Genomic DNA, 13744 nt, shown 5'->3' on the forward strand with positions numbered 1-13744 from the left:
TGGTTCTGGTTCCTAGATTTCGTTACCTGCCTGCTTTCTGGCGATCTCTTTAATGGCATTAATGATCGCTTTTAAGCCGTTACCTCGCGAGGGGCTTAAGTGTCGGGTGAGCTGTAGCTGAGTAAAATAGCGTTCAACATCATAACTCAGTATGTTCGCTGGTTGCTGGCCATTGAAGGCAGCCAATACCAGAGCGATCAAACCGCGAATGATTCGAGCGTCGGAGTCAGCCGCAAACCATAGTGCGCCTTGTTTATCCCGAGTGACTTGAAGCCAGGCATCACTTTCGCAACCGCTAATACGACTTTGTTCTGTCTTCATCGCCGCGGTAAAAGTCGGCAGTTTCTTGCCTAATAACATGATTTCCCGATATCGATCATTCCAGCTGCCCATGGTGGTAAGGCGTTTAAGAATTTCCTGATCGTCAATATCCCGGCCAAAGGGTGAATTATCAAACACGGCCTGATCAGAAACGGTTTCTGCCCGGCTGAATGTCCCTCCCGCAGCGATCTGTTGCAGTGCTTTGGCAAAGCGCTCAACATCATCGAAGGTGTTATAGAAGCAGAATGAGGCCCGCACTGTGCCCGGGAGCTCGAGTCGCTCCATCAGTGGCATCGCACAGTGATGGCCGGTGCGAACTGCGATGCCTTGCTGATCCAGCATCAGCCCTACATCTTGTTGATGATGGCTGTTTAACTGAAAAGAGAGAATTGATGCGCAGGCGGTTGGGCTGCTGATACGGGTAAAGCCTGGAATGCTGCTACAAAGCTCAATGGCTTTACTCATTAGTGCCCGTTCGTGGCGTGCCAGGGCTTTACGGTCCAGATTACTAAGAAAGCGAATTGCTTCGGCCAGACCCAAAGCGCCACTAATATTAGGCGTGCCTGCTTCAAATTTAAAAGGCAGTTTGTTGTAGGTTGTGCCGCTGAAAGAGACTTTTTTTATCATCTCGCCCCCGCCCTGCCAGGGTGGCATGGCCTCCAGTAAGGCTTTGCGTCCGTAGAGAACGCCTATACCTGTGGGTGCAAAGAGTTTGTGGCCAGAAAATAGGTAGAAATCACAGCCCAGCCGCTGAACGTCAATTTCCAGATGGGGAGCTGCCTGAGCGCCATCAATCACGACGACGGCACCGGCCTCATGGGCCTGTCTGACTAATCCGGCAACCGGATTGATCGTGCCCAGCGCATTGGAGATATGTGTCAGGCTGACAATTCGGGTTTTGTTGCTGAGCAGGGCGCTGAATTCAGGCAGATTGAGGTCACCGTTTTCAGTGATCGGGACGACCCGGATCTTAGCGCCGGTCTGCTCGGCAACCACCTGCCATGGAACAATATTGGCGTGGTGCTCTAATTCGGTTAACAGTATTTCATCACCGGCCTTCAGAAGTGGTCGGGCGTAGCTCTGCGCGATCAGGTTGATCCCTTCAGTGGTACCCCGCGTCCAGATGATTTCTTCATCGCTGGCTGCGTTGATGAAACGACGAACGCTCGACCGGGCAGCCTCAAAGGCGCCGGTTGCCTGATCGCTCAGCTGGTGTGCCCCACGATGGACATTAGCATTCTGCGTCCGATAAAAGGTTTCAACTGCGCGGATGACCGCTTCCGGCTTCTGACTGGTGGCCGCATTATCCAGGTATACCAGAGGGTGACCGTTTACCGTTTGGTGTAGTGCAGGAAACTGCTTTCTGATGGTGCCAAGTTGATCCACAGTCTATGCCTGACCCTGTTCAAGTTTATTAAGCTTGCTTTTCCAGCGAGCGTACATCATGGCGCCGGTGAAAAGTGATGTTACCAGCAGGGTTTCTATTAGTGCCAGATAAGCGCTGCTGTGAGACGACATGGCAATAGTAACCGAATGCATAAAGTAGACCGTGATGAAAAAGCAGAGCCAGATATGACCGCGCAGGTTCTTATTTAAAATTACCGGGAAAAACATCATCAGCGGCACCGCCTGAAAAGCCCAGATGATATAAGGGTTAGCCGTTGCGGGTGGTGCGATCACTAAGTGCCAGGCCGTTAGCAGAAATAACAGACCGAAATAGCTAAACAGGGTTGCTGCCCGGCTAATAGCGACTTTTTTTGCGAGTGTTGCCTGCATTATTAAATCCTGAATTTTTTATGCTTGTAATTGATGTGCCAGATGGCCAAGGCGTTTACCTTGTGCCAGACAAAGGCTTGACTCTGTGTCATCCAGTGGCAGGTTGCTATCCTGGCCTGCCACATGAGTTGCGCCATAGGGCGTTCCGCCGCTGCGGGTGCTGATCAGTCCCGCTTCACTGTAAGGCAGGCCGCAAAGTACCATACCGTGGTGGAGTAAAGGTAACATCATACTCAGTAACGTTGTTTCCTGTCCTCCATGGAGGCTGGAGCTGGAACTGAATACGGCGGCCGGCTTATCGATCAATGCACCACTGAGCCAGAGGCTGCTGGTGGAATCGATAAAATACTTAAGCGGTGCCGCCATATTGCCGAAACGGGTCGGACTCCCCAAAGCCAGTCCTGAGCAGTTAGCAAGATCCTGCTCGGTGCAGTACAGATCACCGTTGGCAGGGATACTTTCTTCACTGGCTTCGCAGTTGGCAGAAATGGCCGGAACCGTTCGCAAGCGGGCTTCGGTACCGCTCTGTTCGATGCCGCGCGCTATCTGATTTGCCATACTACGGGTTGCGCCATGGCGGCTGTAGTAGAGTACCAGAACATAGCTGCTGGCCACTTACAGAATCTCCAGTACAGATTCCGGTGGGCGACCGATACGGGCTTTGCCGTTGGTGATAACAATTGGGCGTTCTATCAACCGGGGGAACTCGGTCATTAATGTAATAATCTGAGAATCACTCAGACTGCTATCTGCCAAGTTATTTTCTTTGTATTCCGCTTCGCCCTTGCGCAGTAGTGCGCGAGGGGAAATGCCCAGTTGAGTAATGATTTCGGTGAGCTCAGCAGCCGTTGGTGGGTTTTCCAGGTAGAGCCGTACGTCCGGCGTGATATTCTGCTCTTCCAGTAAAGCAAGCGTGGTACGGGATTTGGAACAGCGTGGGTTATGATAGATTTCAACAGACATAGAAATACCCTGTTAGTCGCGACAGATTATGATGTAAGTGCGATATTGTATACAGCTTAGCTACCCGCCAAAAGACTGGCAGGGTAATATATCTATTTAATTCGAAGATACAGGACCGTCGTGATGGGCAATCATCTGCTTTCGTTTAGAGGAATATGGAATTTTATTCTCTATCTGGGTCGCCAGTTTGTTCATAATCAGGGGATACTTAACGCCTCAGCACTGACTTATACAACGCTGTTTGCCGTGGTTCCGTTGATGACGGTTTCGTATGCGATGCTGGCCGCGATTCCTTCGTTTCAGGGGGCGGGCGAGCAACTTCAGGGGCTTATCTTTGATAATTTTGTGCCTGCGACTGGCGCGGTCGTGCAGGAGTATCTGAAAAATTTTGCGGCGCAGGCCAGTAAACTGACAGCGGTGGGTCTGGTCTTTCTGTTTATCACATCGATTATGATGATGAAAAATATTGAGGGCGCGTTTAACCGTATCTGGCGGGTTAGTGAACCACGCAAAGGGATGTCCAGCTTTCTTCTCTATTGGGCAGTCTTGAGCCTCGGTCCGCTATTAATCGGCGTTGGGTTGCTGGTGAGCTCCTATATAGCCTCGCTATCCTTGTTTACCAGTGCGACAGAGCTGGTGGGCAGGGCGCGACTATTGTCGGCTTTACCGCTGGTGATGTCGGCTTCAGCTTTTACGTTACTTTATGCTGCCGTACCAAATTGTAAGGTGCCGCTCCGCAATGCTGTTATTGGTGGATTGGTTGTTGCCATTCTGTTTGAAACGGCTAAACGGGGTTTTGCGCTATTTGTAACGCAGTTTCCATCCTATGAGCTTATTTATGGCGCATTCGCAGCCGTGCCTCTGTTTCTTGTGTGGATCTTTATCTCCTGGACGATTATTTTGTTGGGGGCAGAGTTGAGCCGGGCATTGACGGTCTATCGTGATCATCGCCGGGGCAAACTACTATCCCATCTGCACACGCTGGTGGCGGTGTTGCAGCGACTGTGGCAGGCGCAGCAACAGGGTGAGGTTTTGTCAGACAGGCAGCTACTACAGCAGGTGGAAGGGTTAGAGCAGAACGAATGGGACAGTTACAGCCAGCTTCTGCTCAACGCTTCAGTGATGAGTAGAACTGATCGTGGAGGCTATATTCTGGCCCGTGATATGGGCAATTTCACCCTGGAACAGCTGAATCAATTATTGCCCTGGCCGATGCCAGAGCCTTCGCCGGTAGAGTCGATGGCTGGCTGGCAACGACAGTTAGACCAGCGATTAGAGAGTCTGAGCCAGGTGCGCCAACAGCAGCTCGATCTGACCCTCGAAGCGCTGTTTGTTTCGAAGATCGTCCAGGGGGCAGAACAGGCGGTCCCGGGAGATCAGAATGATAGTGGGAATAAGCGAGAGGAGTCTTAATGATGCAGTGTTTGCATGCTTTTGTCAGTGGCCGTGTGCAGGGAGTCTGGTTTCGTCAGTCAACGGTAGAAACGGCCGTGGCGCATGGCTTGAATGGTTGGGTGCGTAATCTTGATGACGGACGGGTTGAGCTGATGGCGAAAGGTAATGAACATGGTTTGTTGCAACTTGAAGCCTGGCTCAGTATCGGGCCTAAACTGGCGACCGTCGCTGAGGTGAAAAGCGAGCGGCTTGAAAACACTGAAGAGTTTGATGGCTTTGTGATTATCTAATCTCTAGTTTTGATAGCGCCGCTGGTTACGGTAGACCTTTTCCGGGTACCAAACTTTTCCGTAACTGCCGTTGTAGCGGGCTAATGCTTCTGTCAGGTTCCCTTTTGAACGTTTGATATAGTGTTTAAGAATGGTTGAGCCGTAACGAATATTGGTTTGAATGTTGGTGAGGTTGTCATCGTCACGACCGATCTCTTTTTTCCAGAACGGCATAATCTGCATCAACCCCTGTGCACCTACGACCGAGACAGCAAAGCGGTTAAACAGGCTCTCAGTATGGATCAGCCCGAGTATCAGCGATACGGGCAGCTCAACCCGCTCAGCTTCTGCATGAACGGTGCGGAGAATTTCAATCCGCTCAAGATCATTGGTTACATAGCGGTGTGTCCGCCCCGACATATCCGTTAGCCAGACTTCTGCGGCGAACCGGTCTTCAAAACTACTGCTTTGTGCAAACGCCTGTTTCAGGGCTTCCCGTAGCTCCGGATCAACTTCCTGAGCGGCAGCGAACAGCGGTAATGAAAACAGCAGGATCAGCAACGAGAGAGTTAAGCGCATTTTAATGTCCTAGATAACTGTTTCAAAACCTTCAAACCGGGGAGGGCCCATATAGATCTCTTTGTTAGAGCTTTTGCCCGCATTGGCATGGGCTTTACGAAAGGCATCTGAATTCAGCCAGGCGTCAAAGGCGGCCTTGTCCTGCCAAACGGCATGGGATGACATCAGCGTGAATTCGTCATTGGTTGCGCCTTGTAGCAGGTTAAAGGAGATAAAGCCGGGAACCTGCGCCAGATGACTGTCCCGGTTTTGCCAGATCTCAATGAAGGTCTGTTCATGGCCCAGCTTAATGTGAAAGCGGTTCATTGCGATGTACATTGTTATATAGCTCCTTTCTGATCTGAAAGCTTAACCCAGATCGACTAACGCTTATTGTTTAAAGTTCGCTCAGATGAGGCTACTTTCCGCGCAGTAGTTTAACCATCGTTATGATGCTTGGCTCTGAGGGTTTTTGCCAGCCCTGATTTTTTAGTTTTTCCAGAATTGGCTGTGCTTTAGGTTCGTCAATCATCGCCTGTAAAATCTGTCGCAATTCCGCTGTCTGGGATTTGAGCGGTGGGGCATACATCAGCAGGGGAAAGGCTTTCTGCAGATTACTACGGGCCAGGAGGTTCACGGATGTAAGGCTTAATGCTGAAAGCTGATCGATGAAGCTTTTGCTTAACAGTGCGTAAGGAAGATCACCCTGTTGCACTGCTTTGAGCAATTGAAGCCAGTTGTCTTTATATTCCATCGCAGCAGGATGAATCTGTCTCTGTGTTAGCGTAGTTAGCCCTAATCGGTTGGCGAAACTGCCTTTAATCCCACCCAGAATCTCGCCGTCGATGCCTTGCAAGTTATGCTGATTGGCCCCGGGGCCAGAGACAATCGCAACTTCTTCAAATACTCCTGTGGGCTGCATAAGAGGGGAGAAACGGTGATCTCTGATCAACTTTGGGATCTGTTCCGGGGCACAATAGACAAGATCTGCAGAGGGTATTTGATCCTGGTATTCTTCAGTCGTTGCGCTGATGATAGGGCTAACAGACAGCCCGGAACGTTTGCTCAGATAGATAGCGAATTCATACCAGCGTTCTGAATCACGCGCGGTATCACTGGGAGGAATCAGCAGTCGAATCTTTTCCATAACGTCCGGTCTGGTTGGAAGGTCAGGGTGAATTAAAACAAAAAAAAGCAGGCCTGAGGCCTGCTTTTAATTTTATTGGTTTACTGTTTTGCCGATGAAGTCGTTCAGCTCAGCGATGGCGATCTCCTGTTTTTCAGGATCCCTGCGACCTTTATATTCCAGCGTGCCTGCTTCAATGCCCCGGTCTGAGATGACGATACGATGGGGTATTCCCATCAACTCCATATCGGCCATTTTAGCGCCAGGGCCAACTTTAGGACGGTCATCCAGGATGACTTCATACCCTGCCGCTGTTAGTTCTTTGTAAAGCTTATCCGCTTGCTCGCGAACGGCGTCCGATTTCTCATATTTGAGGGCAATCAGAGCGATGCTGAATGGCGCGATTGATTCAGGCCAGATAATACCCCGGTCATCGTAGTTTTGCTCTATCGCAGAGGCCACAACCCGGGTTACACCGATACCATAACACCCCATCTCCATGACAACCGCTTTACCGTTCTCATCTAATACAGTGGCGTTTAACGCCTTAGCGTATTGTTGGCCTAGCTGGAAAATATGGCCCACTTCGATGCCGCGTTTGATGCTGAGTGTGCCGTTGCCGCATGGGCTTGGGTCGCCTTCAACGACATTACGAATATCCGCAATCTCAGGTAGTGCAACATCACGTTCCCAGTTAATACCGAAATAGTGTTTGCCTTCGATGTTGGCGCCAGCACCAAAATCAGACATCAGTGCAACGGTACGATCAACGATACAGGGAATTGGCAAATTAACCGGACCAAGTGAGCCTGGGCCAGCGCCGATCAGTGCTTTGATAGCCTCTTCATCGGCCATTTCCAGTGGTTCCGCAACCTGTTCAAGTTTTTCGGCTTTCAGTTCATTAAGATCATGATCACCACGTACCAGCAGCGCTATAAACTCAGCTTCGCAGGCTTCTGAGGCTTTAACAAACAGGGTCTTAATGGTTTTTTCGATGGCAAGATCGTGTTGCTCAACCAGTTGCGCAATGGTTTTTGCGTTTGGCGTATCAACCAGAGCCATCTCAGCGGTTGGGGCTGAGCGTTCACTGACAGGCGCGACCGCTTCAGCTTTTTCAATATTGGCAGCGTAATCACTGCTGTCTGAGAACGCGATATCATCTTCACCGGAAGCGGCGAGTACATGAAACTCGTGAGATGAGTTGCCGCCAATCGAACCGTTATCGGCTAACACCGGACGGTAATCCAGGCCGATACGGTCAAAAATATTACAATACGTCTGGTGCATCAGATCATAAGTCTGCTGCAACGAATCCATATTGCTGTGGAAGGAATAGGCGTCCTTCATAATGAATTCGCGAGAGCGCATGATTCCGAAGCGCGGACGAACCTCATCACGGAATTTAGTCTGAATCTGATAGAAATTCGCAGGCAGCTGTTTATAGCTCTGAATCTCATTGCGCACCAAGTCAGTGATAACTTCTTCATGGGTCGGGCCGACACAGAATTCTCGGTTATGGCGATCATGTACCCGTAGCAGCTCAGGGCCATACTTTTCCCAACGACCAGATTCCTGCCACAGTTCGGCAGGCTGGATCGCCGGCATCAATACTTCCTGGGCACCGGACTTATCCATCTCTTCACGAACAATCCGTTCTACTTTACGCAAGGTACGCAGGCCAGCGGGTAACCAGTTATACAGCCCGGAAGCGACTTTACGGACCATGCCAGAACGTAGCATCAGCTGATGGCTGATAACTTCCGCATCGGATGGTGTTTCTTTCAGTGTTGCAATCAGAAATTGACTGGCGCGCATAGATTTTTTACCTGATATTCTGAACTTTAAAGACAGAGCATTTTAGGTGGGGTCAGCCTTTTGAACAAGGGGCAGAGAGGGAAAATAGGAAATCAGTTTAAATCAGTCCGCTTCTTTGCCAACACCGAGCTTTTCTAAAATCAGAGGGGCATCAAAATGAAGCTTGCCAACAAAGCGGATCGCATGATCACCGGGGCGTCTCAGTGCGCCTGGGTTACGGATTCCCATAGGCCAGAAGAACCAGCGCTCGGGGCGCTCTGAGCCTGCTACAAACCCTTGCCGGTTAAATGCTGAGCGGCGGATGGAGCCTGAGTTTAGTTGCAGCAGATCACTGAACGGGCGTAACTGGTATTGGTGTTGTAGCGACAATGCTGTGTCAGCCTTCTGGCTGGCGATTAACAGATGACTGTTAGACGTCAGGGAGATAAGTTGCCGACCGGGTTCGGTACGTTGTACAAAGGTGGGTTCCCGGTAGAGCTTACCTTTTTCCTGAAAGTCTTCTGTTCGGGGCAGAATGAGGCTGTACCAGCAACCGCATAGATGAATACTGTCATAGGCCAATAACTTCCCGGACTGTGTCAGGTGAACGCGAAACAGTACCGCATCATGCTGGCCAGCGAGCAGGTCAAAGCGACCTTCAGGTGCGCGTTCCGGAAACCAGATCAGGTAATTTAGTTGCAGGGTTGTCTGGTTATGATGAACGCCGTGGCTGATGTAGTTGAAGCTGACCGGTTGCTGATCAACCTTGAGCGTATTGGCGTCCCAGTAGGGTTGCCCCGGAATATTTACCGGGAGGGTATCCGGAAGCTGCCATAGTGGTGCATGGTACTCAATGAGTGCCTGTCGCTGGGTTGTGTTAAGGGTTGGAATTCCCAGGCTGTTTACCGGCAGTTTTTGCAGATCCGGTGTCTTTGTCTGGGTGATCTGCGGTCCATAGATAGTCCATGTACTGTGTTGCAGTGCTTCCGGTTGCCGGGATAGCCAGTGGTGTTCCTGGATGACGCCCTGTTTAAAGAGTAGAGCGGTCAGCGGATATAATCCCAATATTCTGGCAAGCGACTGATAGTCATCATCTGTCGACTGCTGTTGCAGGAAACGTAGGGATTGATGTGGCATACCTATTTGTTGCTGAACCAGCTGTCGGCTGCAACGGTCGATGTAGTGGCCGGGGTCTGTGATCTTATATTGACGCTGCCATTGCTGTTGCTGTGCTGCCGGGAGAAGCTGGAACTCCAGTGTTAGCCCGTTGATTGCCTGCAGCGACATATAATTAAGCAGGTCAGCCAGCTGTGGTTCAGAAAGTTCATTCTGACGGATGAAGTAGTCAACTAAACGGTTGCTGCGCAACCAGGGAGCGCCGTCCACCTGTTCGCCTTGCTGGAAACCGGTATAGCTTAGACTGAGTTGCTGCATCTCCTGTAGTGCCGCAACGCAATTGTCGCCAGACAGCTGGCTTTCTGGCAGTTCCGGTTGTCGATTATAGCTGCACCCGGTCGCAATCAGGGCCGCTAGCAGGATTAATGTAAAACGATACATCAGGCTTCTCATCGGATATTTTTATGGCGCTTACAAGATAGTTGATCTGTTACCTTGGAGCCACACCTCGTAGCGACTATAATCGCGCCATTCATTTATTCCGGTATACAGATATGCAGCTGAAAAAGATTAATAAAGAGCGGTACGCTAAACATTATAAGCAGATCATGATCGGCATTGTGATTGTGCTCATGGTGATCGCTTTATCAGTATCGACAATCTTGATCCAATTGGTCGGTAATGCTGACGGTAGTAATTTCTGGCTCAATCTGGCTGGCGTTGTCGTTGGGGGTATTGTAATTGTCTCTCTGCTGCGTCGTAACAGAGATCATGAATTTATGTATGAAGTGATCTACGTATGGGATCTTAAGCAGATGCTGAACCGGATCTATCGCAAACAGAAAAAGGTTAAGGCCTCGATTGAGACGGGCGATCGGGATGCGATGGTCATCATGAACTGGAGTTATAATGGCTCTGAACAGTTATACAACCTGGATAATAATACGATCACTATGGAAGATCTGCATAAATCGATGCGGGAGCTTCAGAAGGTGATCGATGAGCATGGCTTTTCAATCAGTACCGATGATTTTAAGCCGGAGATGCTGGATAAGTATTGATACGCGGTTGATATTAAAAAAGGCCCTGAGGGGCCTTTTTTATTTGCGTTCCGGACCTTCAGAGAAACACTTCAGGTCACCACTGGATTCGAACCAGCTGGCTTTTGAATCATAGAAAATATTACGGCGGGGTTTGATGCCGGGGTCTTTATCTAATGTACCTGCAGGGATGGCGATATTATTAGCACCTTTTACTTCCCAGGGAAGAGAGGAGCCGCAATTGCTACAGAAGCAGGAGGCATAGAACTTTGCTTCGGGTACTTCAAAACGATGAACCAGAGCTTCGCCGCTGAGCCAGCTGAATTGCTCGGGCTTAACGAACATAATTGAGCCGTGTGCGCTGCCGCTGACCTTTTGGCAACGTGAGCAGTGACAGTATTGGAAGCCTTTAGGTTCGCCGGTGTATTGATAGGTAACTGCACCGCAGAGACAGCTACCCTGAATAGCCTCTTCCTGCTGGTTGTTATCAAGAGTCGTATCGTTCATAACCGCTCCTATTCTTGTAAAACTGTCTTAAGGGTTACTTCGCGTTGAGGGAATGGTATCTCAATGCCCGTTTCGCGGAACGCACTATAGATTGCGCTATTTACCTGAAATTGTATCTCAAACAGCTGCTTTGAAGGTACCCAGTAACGGTAGGCAATATTCACCGAGGAGTCGCCAAAATCGGCAATGCCGACCTGTGGTGCCGTCGTTTGAACCACAGCGCTGTTAGATTCCAGTAATGCTTTGATCAGCTCGATTGCTTTATCCGGATCGGCTGCGTAGCTGATACCGATAGATGCCTCAACGATAGTATTTTCAAAACTGTTAATCAGTACTTCGCCGACAATATGTTTGTTGGGGATGGTGACAACTTCACCATCTTCAGTTGAAAGCTGAGTATAAGCCAGGTGAATCTCTTCAACGACACCGCACACGTCGTTACAACGAATAGTATTGCCCACGACAAAGGGGCGGGTAATGATGATGGTAAAGCCTGCTCCGTAATTTGAAAAAACCCCTTGAAGCGCGAGACCTATACTTAGAGAGATTGCACCGATCGCCGCTATAAAAGGGGCAACGCTAATGCCAAACTTACCTAAACAGATCACGGCAACCATCGTTATCAGTAAGAGTTTGATAGTACTGCTGATGAAGTTGCTTAGGGTGACATCTACGTTGTGGCGCAGGCAGAGGCGTAGCGTGAGTCTTCCTACCCAGCGGGCGACAATAAGGCCGATGATCAAAATGATCACCGCCCCGATTACCTGAAAGCTATAGTTGACAAAGAAATCGATGATCAGACCGTAAAAGTGGGTCAGTGTGGCAAGTTCTTCCTGAATCATGGGGGGCGTCTCCTGACTCCGGTGCACCGGCAATACAGCGCCGGGCAGCAAATGGTGGGAAAGCTATGCACAGTCCATTTGATTAACCCAGGGACTTGATCCTGGCTTCCTTAGCTGGCGCGGAGACCTAACTCAGGTTCACTACTGTCCAGCAACTCAATGAATTCGATGAATTGATCGAGCTGCCTTTCATTGTATACCGGAAGTCCATTACGCATAAGTTCATCGGCAGTAGCACCGGAACCAGCTTTGATTGTACCGGTAAAATTACCATCATAGACTTCAAGGTTACCACAGGAGGGGCTGCGGGATTTTAACAGTGCACAGCAACAGTTTTCTCGCTCAGCAATCTCGATGGCTCGTTCTGCCCCAGCTAAAAATTGTGGGGTAACGTCTTCACCGTTAATGCCGGTGATGCGCAGCGGAAATTTATCCTGGATTTCAGCAGGCGGGCGGGGAATCGGTAAGCCTCCCTCAATTTCAGGGCAGACAGATACAAGGCGTCCTTGTCTGTTTAAACGGTGTATTAAATCGTTATCTATTAGGTTGTCCTTACCATCAAAACGGACCTTGTTCCCTAGTAGACACGCACTGATCAGTATTTTATTTTTTTTATTCATAATTCAGTTTGTTCAGATATTAAGTGTCGGCGCGGATTCTAACAGCTATGAGGCATAGAGCAATAAAACTAAAGCACGAATATGACGATTATATGATCTAAGGCAGGAGAAATATGCACAGATCGGTATTTGGCGTATGAAAAAAACTTCAGTTTTCTGTTTACGGCGGGGGTTGTTCTGGGTATATACTTAGGGGAATACCCTTATAGCGCCTGGGTGGTTCTGTGAGGTCATAAATAATAAGAACAGGAATACCCAATGGATCTGAGTTTCACTGAAGAGCAGCAGATGATTCAGGATGCCGCGAAACGATTTGCAGAAAACGAATTGGCACCGCAGGCAGAAGCACTGGATCAGACTAAAGATCGAAGTATTCTCAGAGGTCACTGCCAGCAACTGGCAGAGCTTGGATTTATGGGCCTGAATATCGATGCTGATTATGGTGGCACTGAAGCCGGTTCCGTTGCCTTTAGTCTGGCTGTGACCGAGGTTGCTAAAGCCTGTGCATCGACGGCAGTTACCATGTCGGTAACGAACATGGTTGCTGAAGTCATACAAGTAGTGGGTAGTGACGAACAAAAGCAGCAGTATCTGCCAAAAATTTGCAGCGGCGAATATCTCAGCGGTAGTTTTTGCCTGACTGAAGCCGGAGCGGGATCAGATCCTGCTTCCATGCGCACTAAAGCAATCAAAACTGATACTGGTTGGGCCATATCAGGAACTAAACAGTGGATCACAAGCGCAGAGTTTGCCGGGGTTTTTGTGGTTTGGGCCGTCACTGATGCAGAGGCCAGAAAAGGCAAGGGTATCACGTGTTTCCTGGTACCCGCAGATGCGGATGGCATTACGATTGGGCCTGCTGAAAAGAAGATGGGCCAGCACGGATCTGCGACTAACGAAGTTCACTTTGACGCCTGCGAGATTCCGGATTCTGCGATTTTGGGTAACCTGAATGAAGGTTTCCGTATCGCGGTTACTGAACTGGCAGGTGGACGTATCGGTATTGGTTCTCTTGCATTGGGAATTGGCCTGGCCGCTATGGAATACGCCGTTGCCTACACCAAAGAGCGGAAGCAGTTTGGTAAGCCGATAGCAGACTTTCAGGGCTTGCAATGGATGATGGCTGACCGAATGACTGAATTAGAAGCCGCCAGGTTGTTATTGATGAGTGCGGCGGATCGGAAAGAACGCGGCCTGAGTTATGCAAAAGAAGCCTCCATGGCAAAGCTGTTTGCCAGCGAAAAAGCGAATCAGGCCTGTTATTCCGCGCTGCAGTTATTGGGCGGCTATGGCTATATGCAGGAATACCCCCTGGAACGCATGACACGGGATGTGCGGATTACTTCAATATATGAAGGCACCAGTGAGGTGCAGCGCCTGATCATTGCTCGTGAAATTCTACAGGCTGCAGGCTGAG

The 13744-nt window shown here is 49.7% G+C and carries 16 protein-coding genes; 4 read left to right on the forward strand and 12 right to left on the reverse strand.

Annotated elements, in window-relative coordinates:
- Window positions 1–12 precede the first annotated feature (12 nt).
- Genes AMJAP_RS07365 through arsC form a run of 4 tightly spaced genes read right to left on the reverse strand, consistent with a single transcriptional unit; the run spans window position 13 to window position 3060 of the window.
- Window positions 13–1707, reverse strand: coding sequence for a SufS family cysteine desulfurase (locus tag AMJAP_RS07365; RefSeq protein ID WP_019621613.1), 1695 nt, complete (start codon window positions 1705–1707; stop codon window positions 13–15).
- Window positions 1708–1710: 3 nt separating this feature from the next.
- Window positions 1711–2097 carry a DUF2069 domain-containing protein gene (locus AMJAP_RS07370; RefSeq protein WP_019621614.1) on the reverse strand — a complete coding sequence of 129 codons (387 nt, stop codon included), beginning with the start codon at window positions 2095–2097 and terminating at the stop codon, window positions 1711–1713.
- An 18-nt stretch (window positions 2098–2115) separates the two neighbouring features.
- Window positions 2116–2712, reverse strand: a complete 597-nt coding sequence (gene wrbA / locus AMJAP_RS07375; RefSeq protein ID WP_019621615.1) for an NAD(P)H:quinone oxidoreductase — start codon at window positions 2710–2712, stop codon at window positions 2116–2118.
- Entirely contained in the window at window positions 2713–3060 is a 348-nt protein-coding gene (arsC, locus tag AMJAP_RS07380) for an arsenate reductase (glutaredoxin) (protein WP_019621616.1), read from the reverse strand.
- A gap of 123 nt (window positions 3061–3183) precedes the next feature.
- Between arsC and AMJAP_RS07385 the strand changes: the two genes are divergently transcribed.
- The gene (locus tag AMJAP_RS07385) at window positions 3184–4473 is read left to right on the forward strand and encodes a virulence factor BrkB family protein (RefSeq protein WP_019621617.1); all 1290 of its coding nucleotides are present in this window, start codon (window positions 3184–3186) and stop codon (window positions 4471–4473) included.
- Entirely contained in the window at window positions 4473–4745 is a 273-nt protein-coding gene (locus AMJAP_RS07390) for an acylphosphatase (protein WP_019621618.1), read from the forward strand. The genes AMJAP_RS07385 and AMJAP_RS07390 overlap by 1 nt, the downstream gene beginning before the upstream one ends.
- 3 nt (window positions 4746–4748) lie before the next feature.
- Here AMJAP_RS07390 and AMJAP_RS07395 read toward each other — a convergent pair whose 3' ends face one another.
- The 5 genes from AMJAP_RS07395 to AMJAP_RS07415 form a co-directional block, all read right to left on the reverse strand.
- Complete coding sequence (locus AMJAP_RS07395) at window positions 4749–5303, reverse strand: lytic transglycosylase domain-containing protein (RefSeq protein ID WP_019621619.1); 555 nt, start codon at window positions 5301–5303, stop codon at window positions 4749–4751.
- A gap of 9 nt (window positions 5304–5312) precedes the next feature.
- Complete coding sequence (locus tag AMJAP_RS07400; RefSeq protein ID WP_019621620.1) at window positions 5313–5621, reverse strand: antibiotic biosynthesis monooxygenase family protein; 309 nt, start codon at window positions 5619–5621, stop codon at window positions 5313–5315.
- A 79-nt stretch (window positions 5622–5700) separates the two neighbouring features.
- Entirely contained in the window at window positions 5701–6429 is a 729-nt protein-coding gene (locus tag AMJAP_RS07405) for a PhnD/SsuA/transferrin family substrate-binding protein (RefSeq protein ID WP_019621621.1), read from the reverse strand.
- Between the two features lie 72 nt (window positions 6430–6501).
- Entirely contained in the window at window positions 6502–8223 is a 1722-nt protein-coding gene (locus AMJAP_RS07410; RefSeq protein WP_019621622.1) for a proline--tRNA ligase, read from the reverse strand.
- A gap of 102 nt (window positions 8224–8325) precedes the next feature.
- On the reverse strand, window positions 8326–9759 hold the full coding sequence (locus tag AMJAP_RS07415; RefSeq protein ID WP_019621623.1) for a hypothetical protein: 1434 nt from the start codon (window positions 9757–9759) through the stop codon (window positions 8326–8328).
- Window positions 9760–9872: 113 nt separating this feature from the next.
- Between AMJAP_RS07415 and AMJAP_RS07420 the strand changes: the two genes are divergently transcribed.
- Complete coding sequence (locus tag AMJAP_RS07420) at window positions 9873–10379, forward strand: DUF3087 family protein (protein WP_019621624.1); 507 nt, start codon at window positions 9873–9875, stop codon at window positions 10377–10379.
- Window positions 10380–10418: 39 nt separating this feature from the next.
- Here AMJAP_RS07420 and AMJAP_RS07425 read toward each other — a convergent pair whose 3' ends face one another.
- The 3 genes from AMJAP_RS07425 to AMJAP_RS07435 form a co-directional block, all read right to left on the reverse strand.
- The gene (locus tag AMJAP_RS07425) at window positions 10419–10865 is read right to left on the reverse strand and encodes a GFA family protein (RefSeq protein WP_019621625.1); all 447 of its coding nucleotides are present in this window, start codon (window positions 10863–10865) and stop codon (window positions 10419–10421) included.
- Between the two features lie 8 nt (window positions 10866–10873).
- Window positions 10874–11707 (reverse strand): mechanosensitive ion channel family protein, encoded by an 834-nt coding sequence (locus AMJAP_RS07430; RefSeq protein WP_019621626.1) that lies wholly within the window; start codon window positions 11705–11707, stop codon window positions 10874–10876.
- Window positions 11708–11817: 110 nt separating this feature from the next.
- Window positions 11818–12327 (reverse strand): 2-thiouracil desulfurase family protein, encoded by a 510-nt coding sequence (locus tag AMJAP_RS07435; RefSeq protein WP_019621627.1) that lies wholly within the window; start codon window positions 12325–12327, stop codon window positions 11818–11820.
- 258 nt (window positions 12328–12585) lie between these two features.
- Between AMJAP_RS07435 and AMJAP_RS07440 the strand changes: the two genes are divergently transcribed.
- Window positions 12586–13743 carry an acyl-CoA dehydrogenase family protein gene (locus AMJAP_RS07440; protein ID WP_019621628.1) on the forward strand — a complete coding sequence of 386 codons (1158 nt, stop codon included), beginning with the start codon at window positions 12586–12588 and terminating at the stop codon, window positions 13741–13743.
- Window position 13744 lies beyond the last annotated feature (1 nt).

Source organism: Amphritea japonica ATCC BAA-1530 (genome assembly GCF_016592435.1).
GTDB classification, from domain to species: domain Bacteria; phylum Pseudomonadota; class Gammaproteobacteria; order Pseudomonadales; family Balneatricaceae; genus Amphritea; species Amphritea japonica.

What these genes read in the sequence shown, in the direction of transcription:
- arsC (WP_019621616.1), bottom strand. Translation starts at nt 3,060, where the DNA reads ATGTCTGTTGAAATCTATCATAACCCACGCTGTTCCAAATCCCGTACC.
- AMJAP_RS07390 (WP_019621618.1), top strand. Translation starts at nt 4,473, where the DNA reads ATGATGCAGTGTTTGCATGCTTTTGTCAGTGGCCGTGTGCAGGGAGTC.
- AMJAP_RS07395 (WP_019621619.1), bottom strand. Translation starts at nt 5,303, where the DNA reads ATGCGCTTAACTCTCTCGTTGCTGATCCTGCTGTTTTCATTACCGCTG.
- AMJAP_RS07410 (WP_019621622.1), bottom strand. Translation starts at nt 8,223, where the DNA reads ATGCGCGCCAGTCAATTTCTGATTGCAACACTGAAAGAAACACCATCC.
- AMJAP_RS07430 (WP_019621626.1), bottom strand. Translation starts at nt 11,707, where the DNA reads ATGATTCAGGAAGAACTTGCCACACTGACCCACTTTTACGGTCTGATC.
- AMJAP_RS07385 (WP_019621617.1), top strand. Translation starts at nt 3,184, where the DNA reads ATGGGCAATCATCTGCTTTCGTTTAGAGGAATATGGAATTTTATTCTC.
- AMJAP_RS07400 (WP_019621620.1), bottom strand. Translation starts at nt 5,621, where the DNA reads ATGTACATCGCAATGAACCGCTTTCACATTAAGCTGGGCCATGAACAG.
- AMJAP_RS07415 (WP_019621623.1), bottom strand. Translation starts at nt 9,759, where the DNA reads ATGTATCGTTTTACATTAATCCTGCTAGCGGCCCTGATTGCGACCGGG.
- AMJAP_RS07370 (WP_019621614.1), bottom strand. Translation starts at nt 2,097, where the DNA reads ATGCAGGCAACACTCGCAAAAAAAGTCGCTATTAGCCGGGCAGCAACC.
- AMJAP_RS07440 (WP_019621628.1), top strand. Translation starts at nt 12,586, where the DNA reads ATGGATCTGAGTTTCACTGAAGAGCAGCAGATGATTCAGGATGCCGCG.
- AMJAP_RS07420 (WP_019621624.1), top strand. Translation starts at nt 9,873, where the DNA reads ATGCAGCTGAAAAAGATTAATAAAGAGCGGTACGCTAAACATTATAAG.
- AMJAP_RS07435 (WP_019621627.1), bottom strand. Translation starts at nt 12,327, where the DNA reads ATGAATAAAAAAAATAAAATACTGATCAGTGCGTGTCTACTAGGGAAC.
- AMJAP_RS07405 (WP_019621621.1), bottom strand. Translation starts at nt 6,429, where the DNA reads ATGGAAAAGATTCGACTGCTGATTCCTCCCAGTGATACCGCGCGTGAT.
- AMJAP_RS07425 (WP_019621625.1), bottom strand. Translation starts at nt 10,865, where the DNA reads ATGAACGATACGACTCTTGATAACAACCAGCAGGAAGAGGCTATTCAG.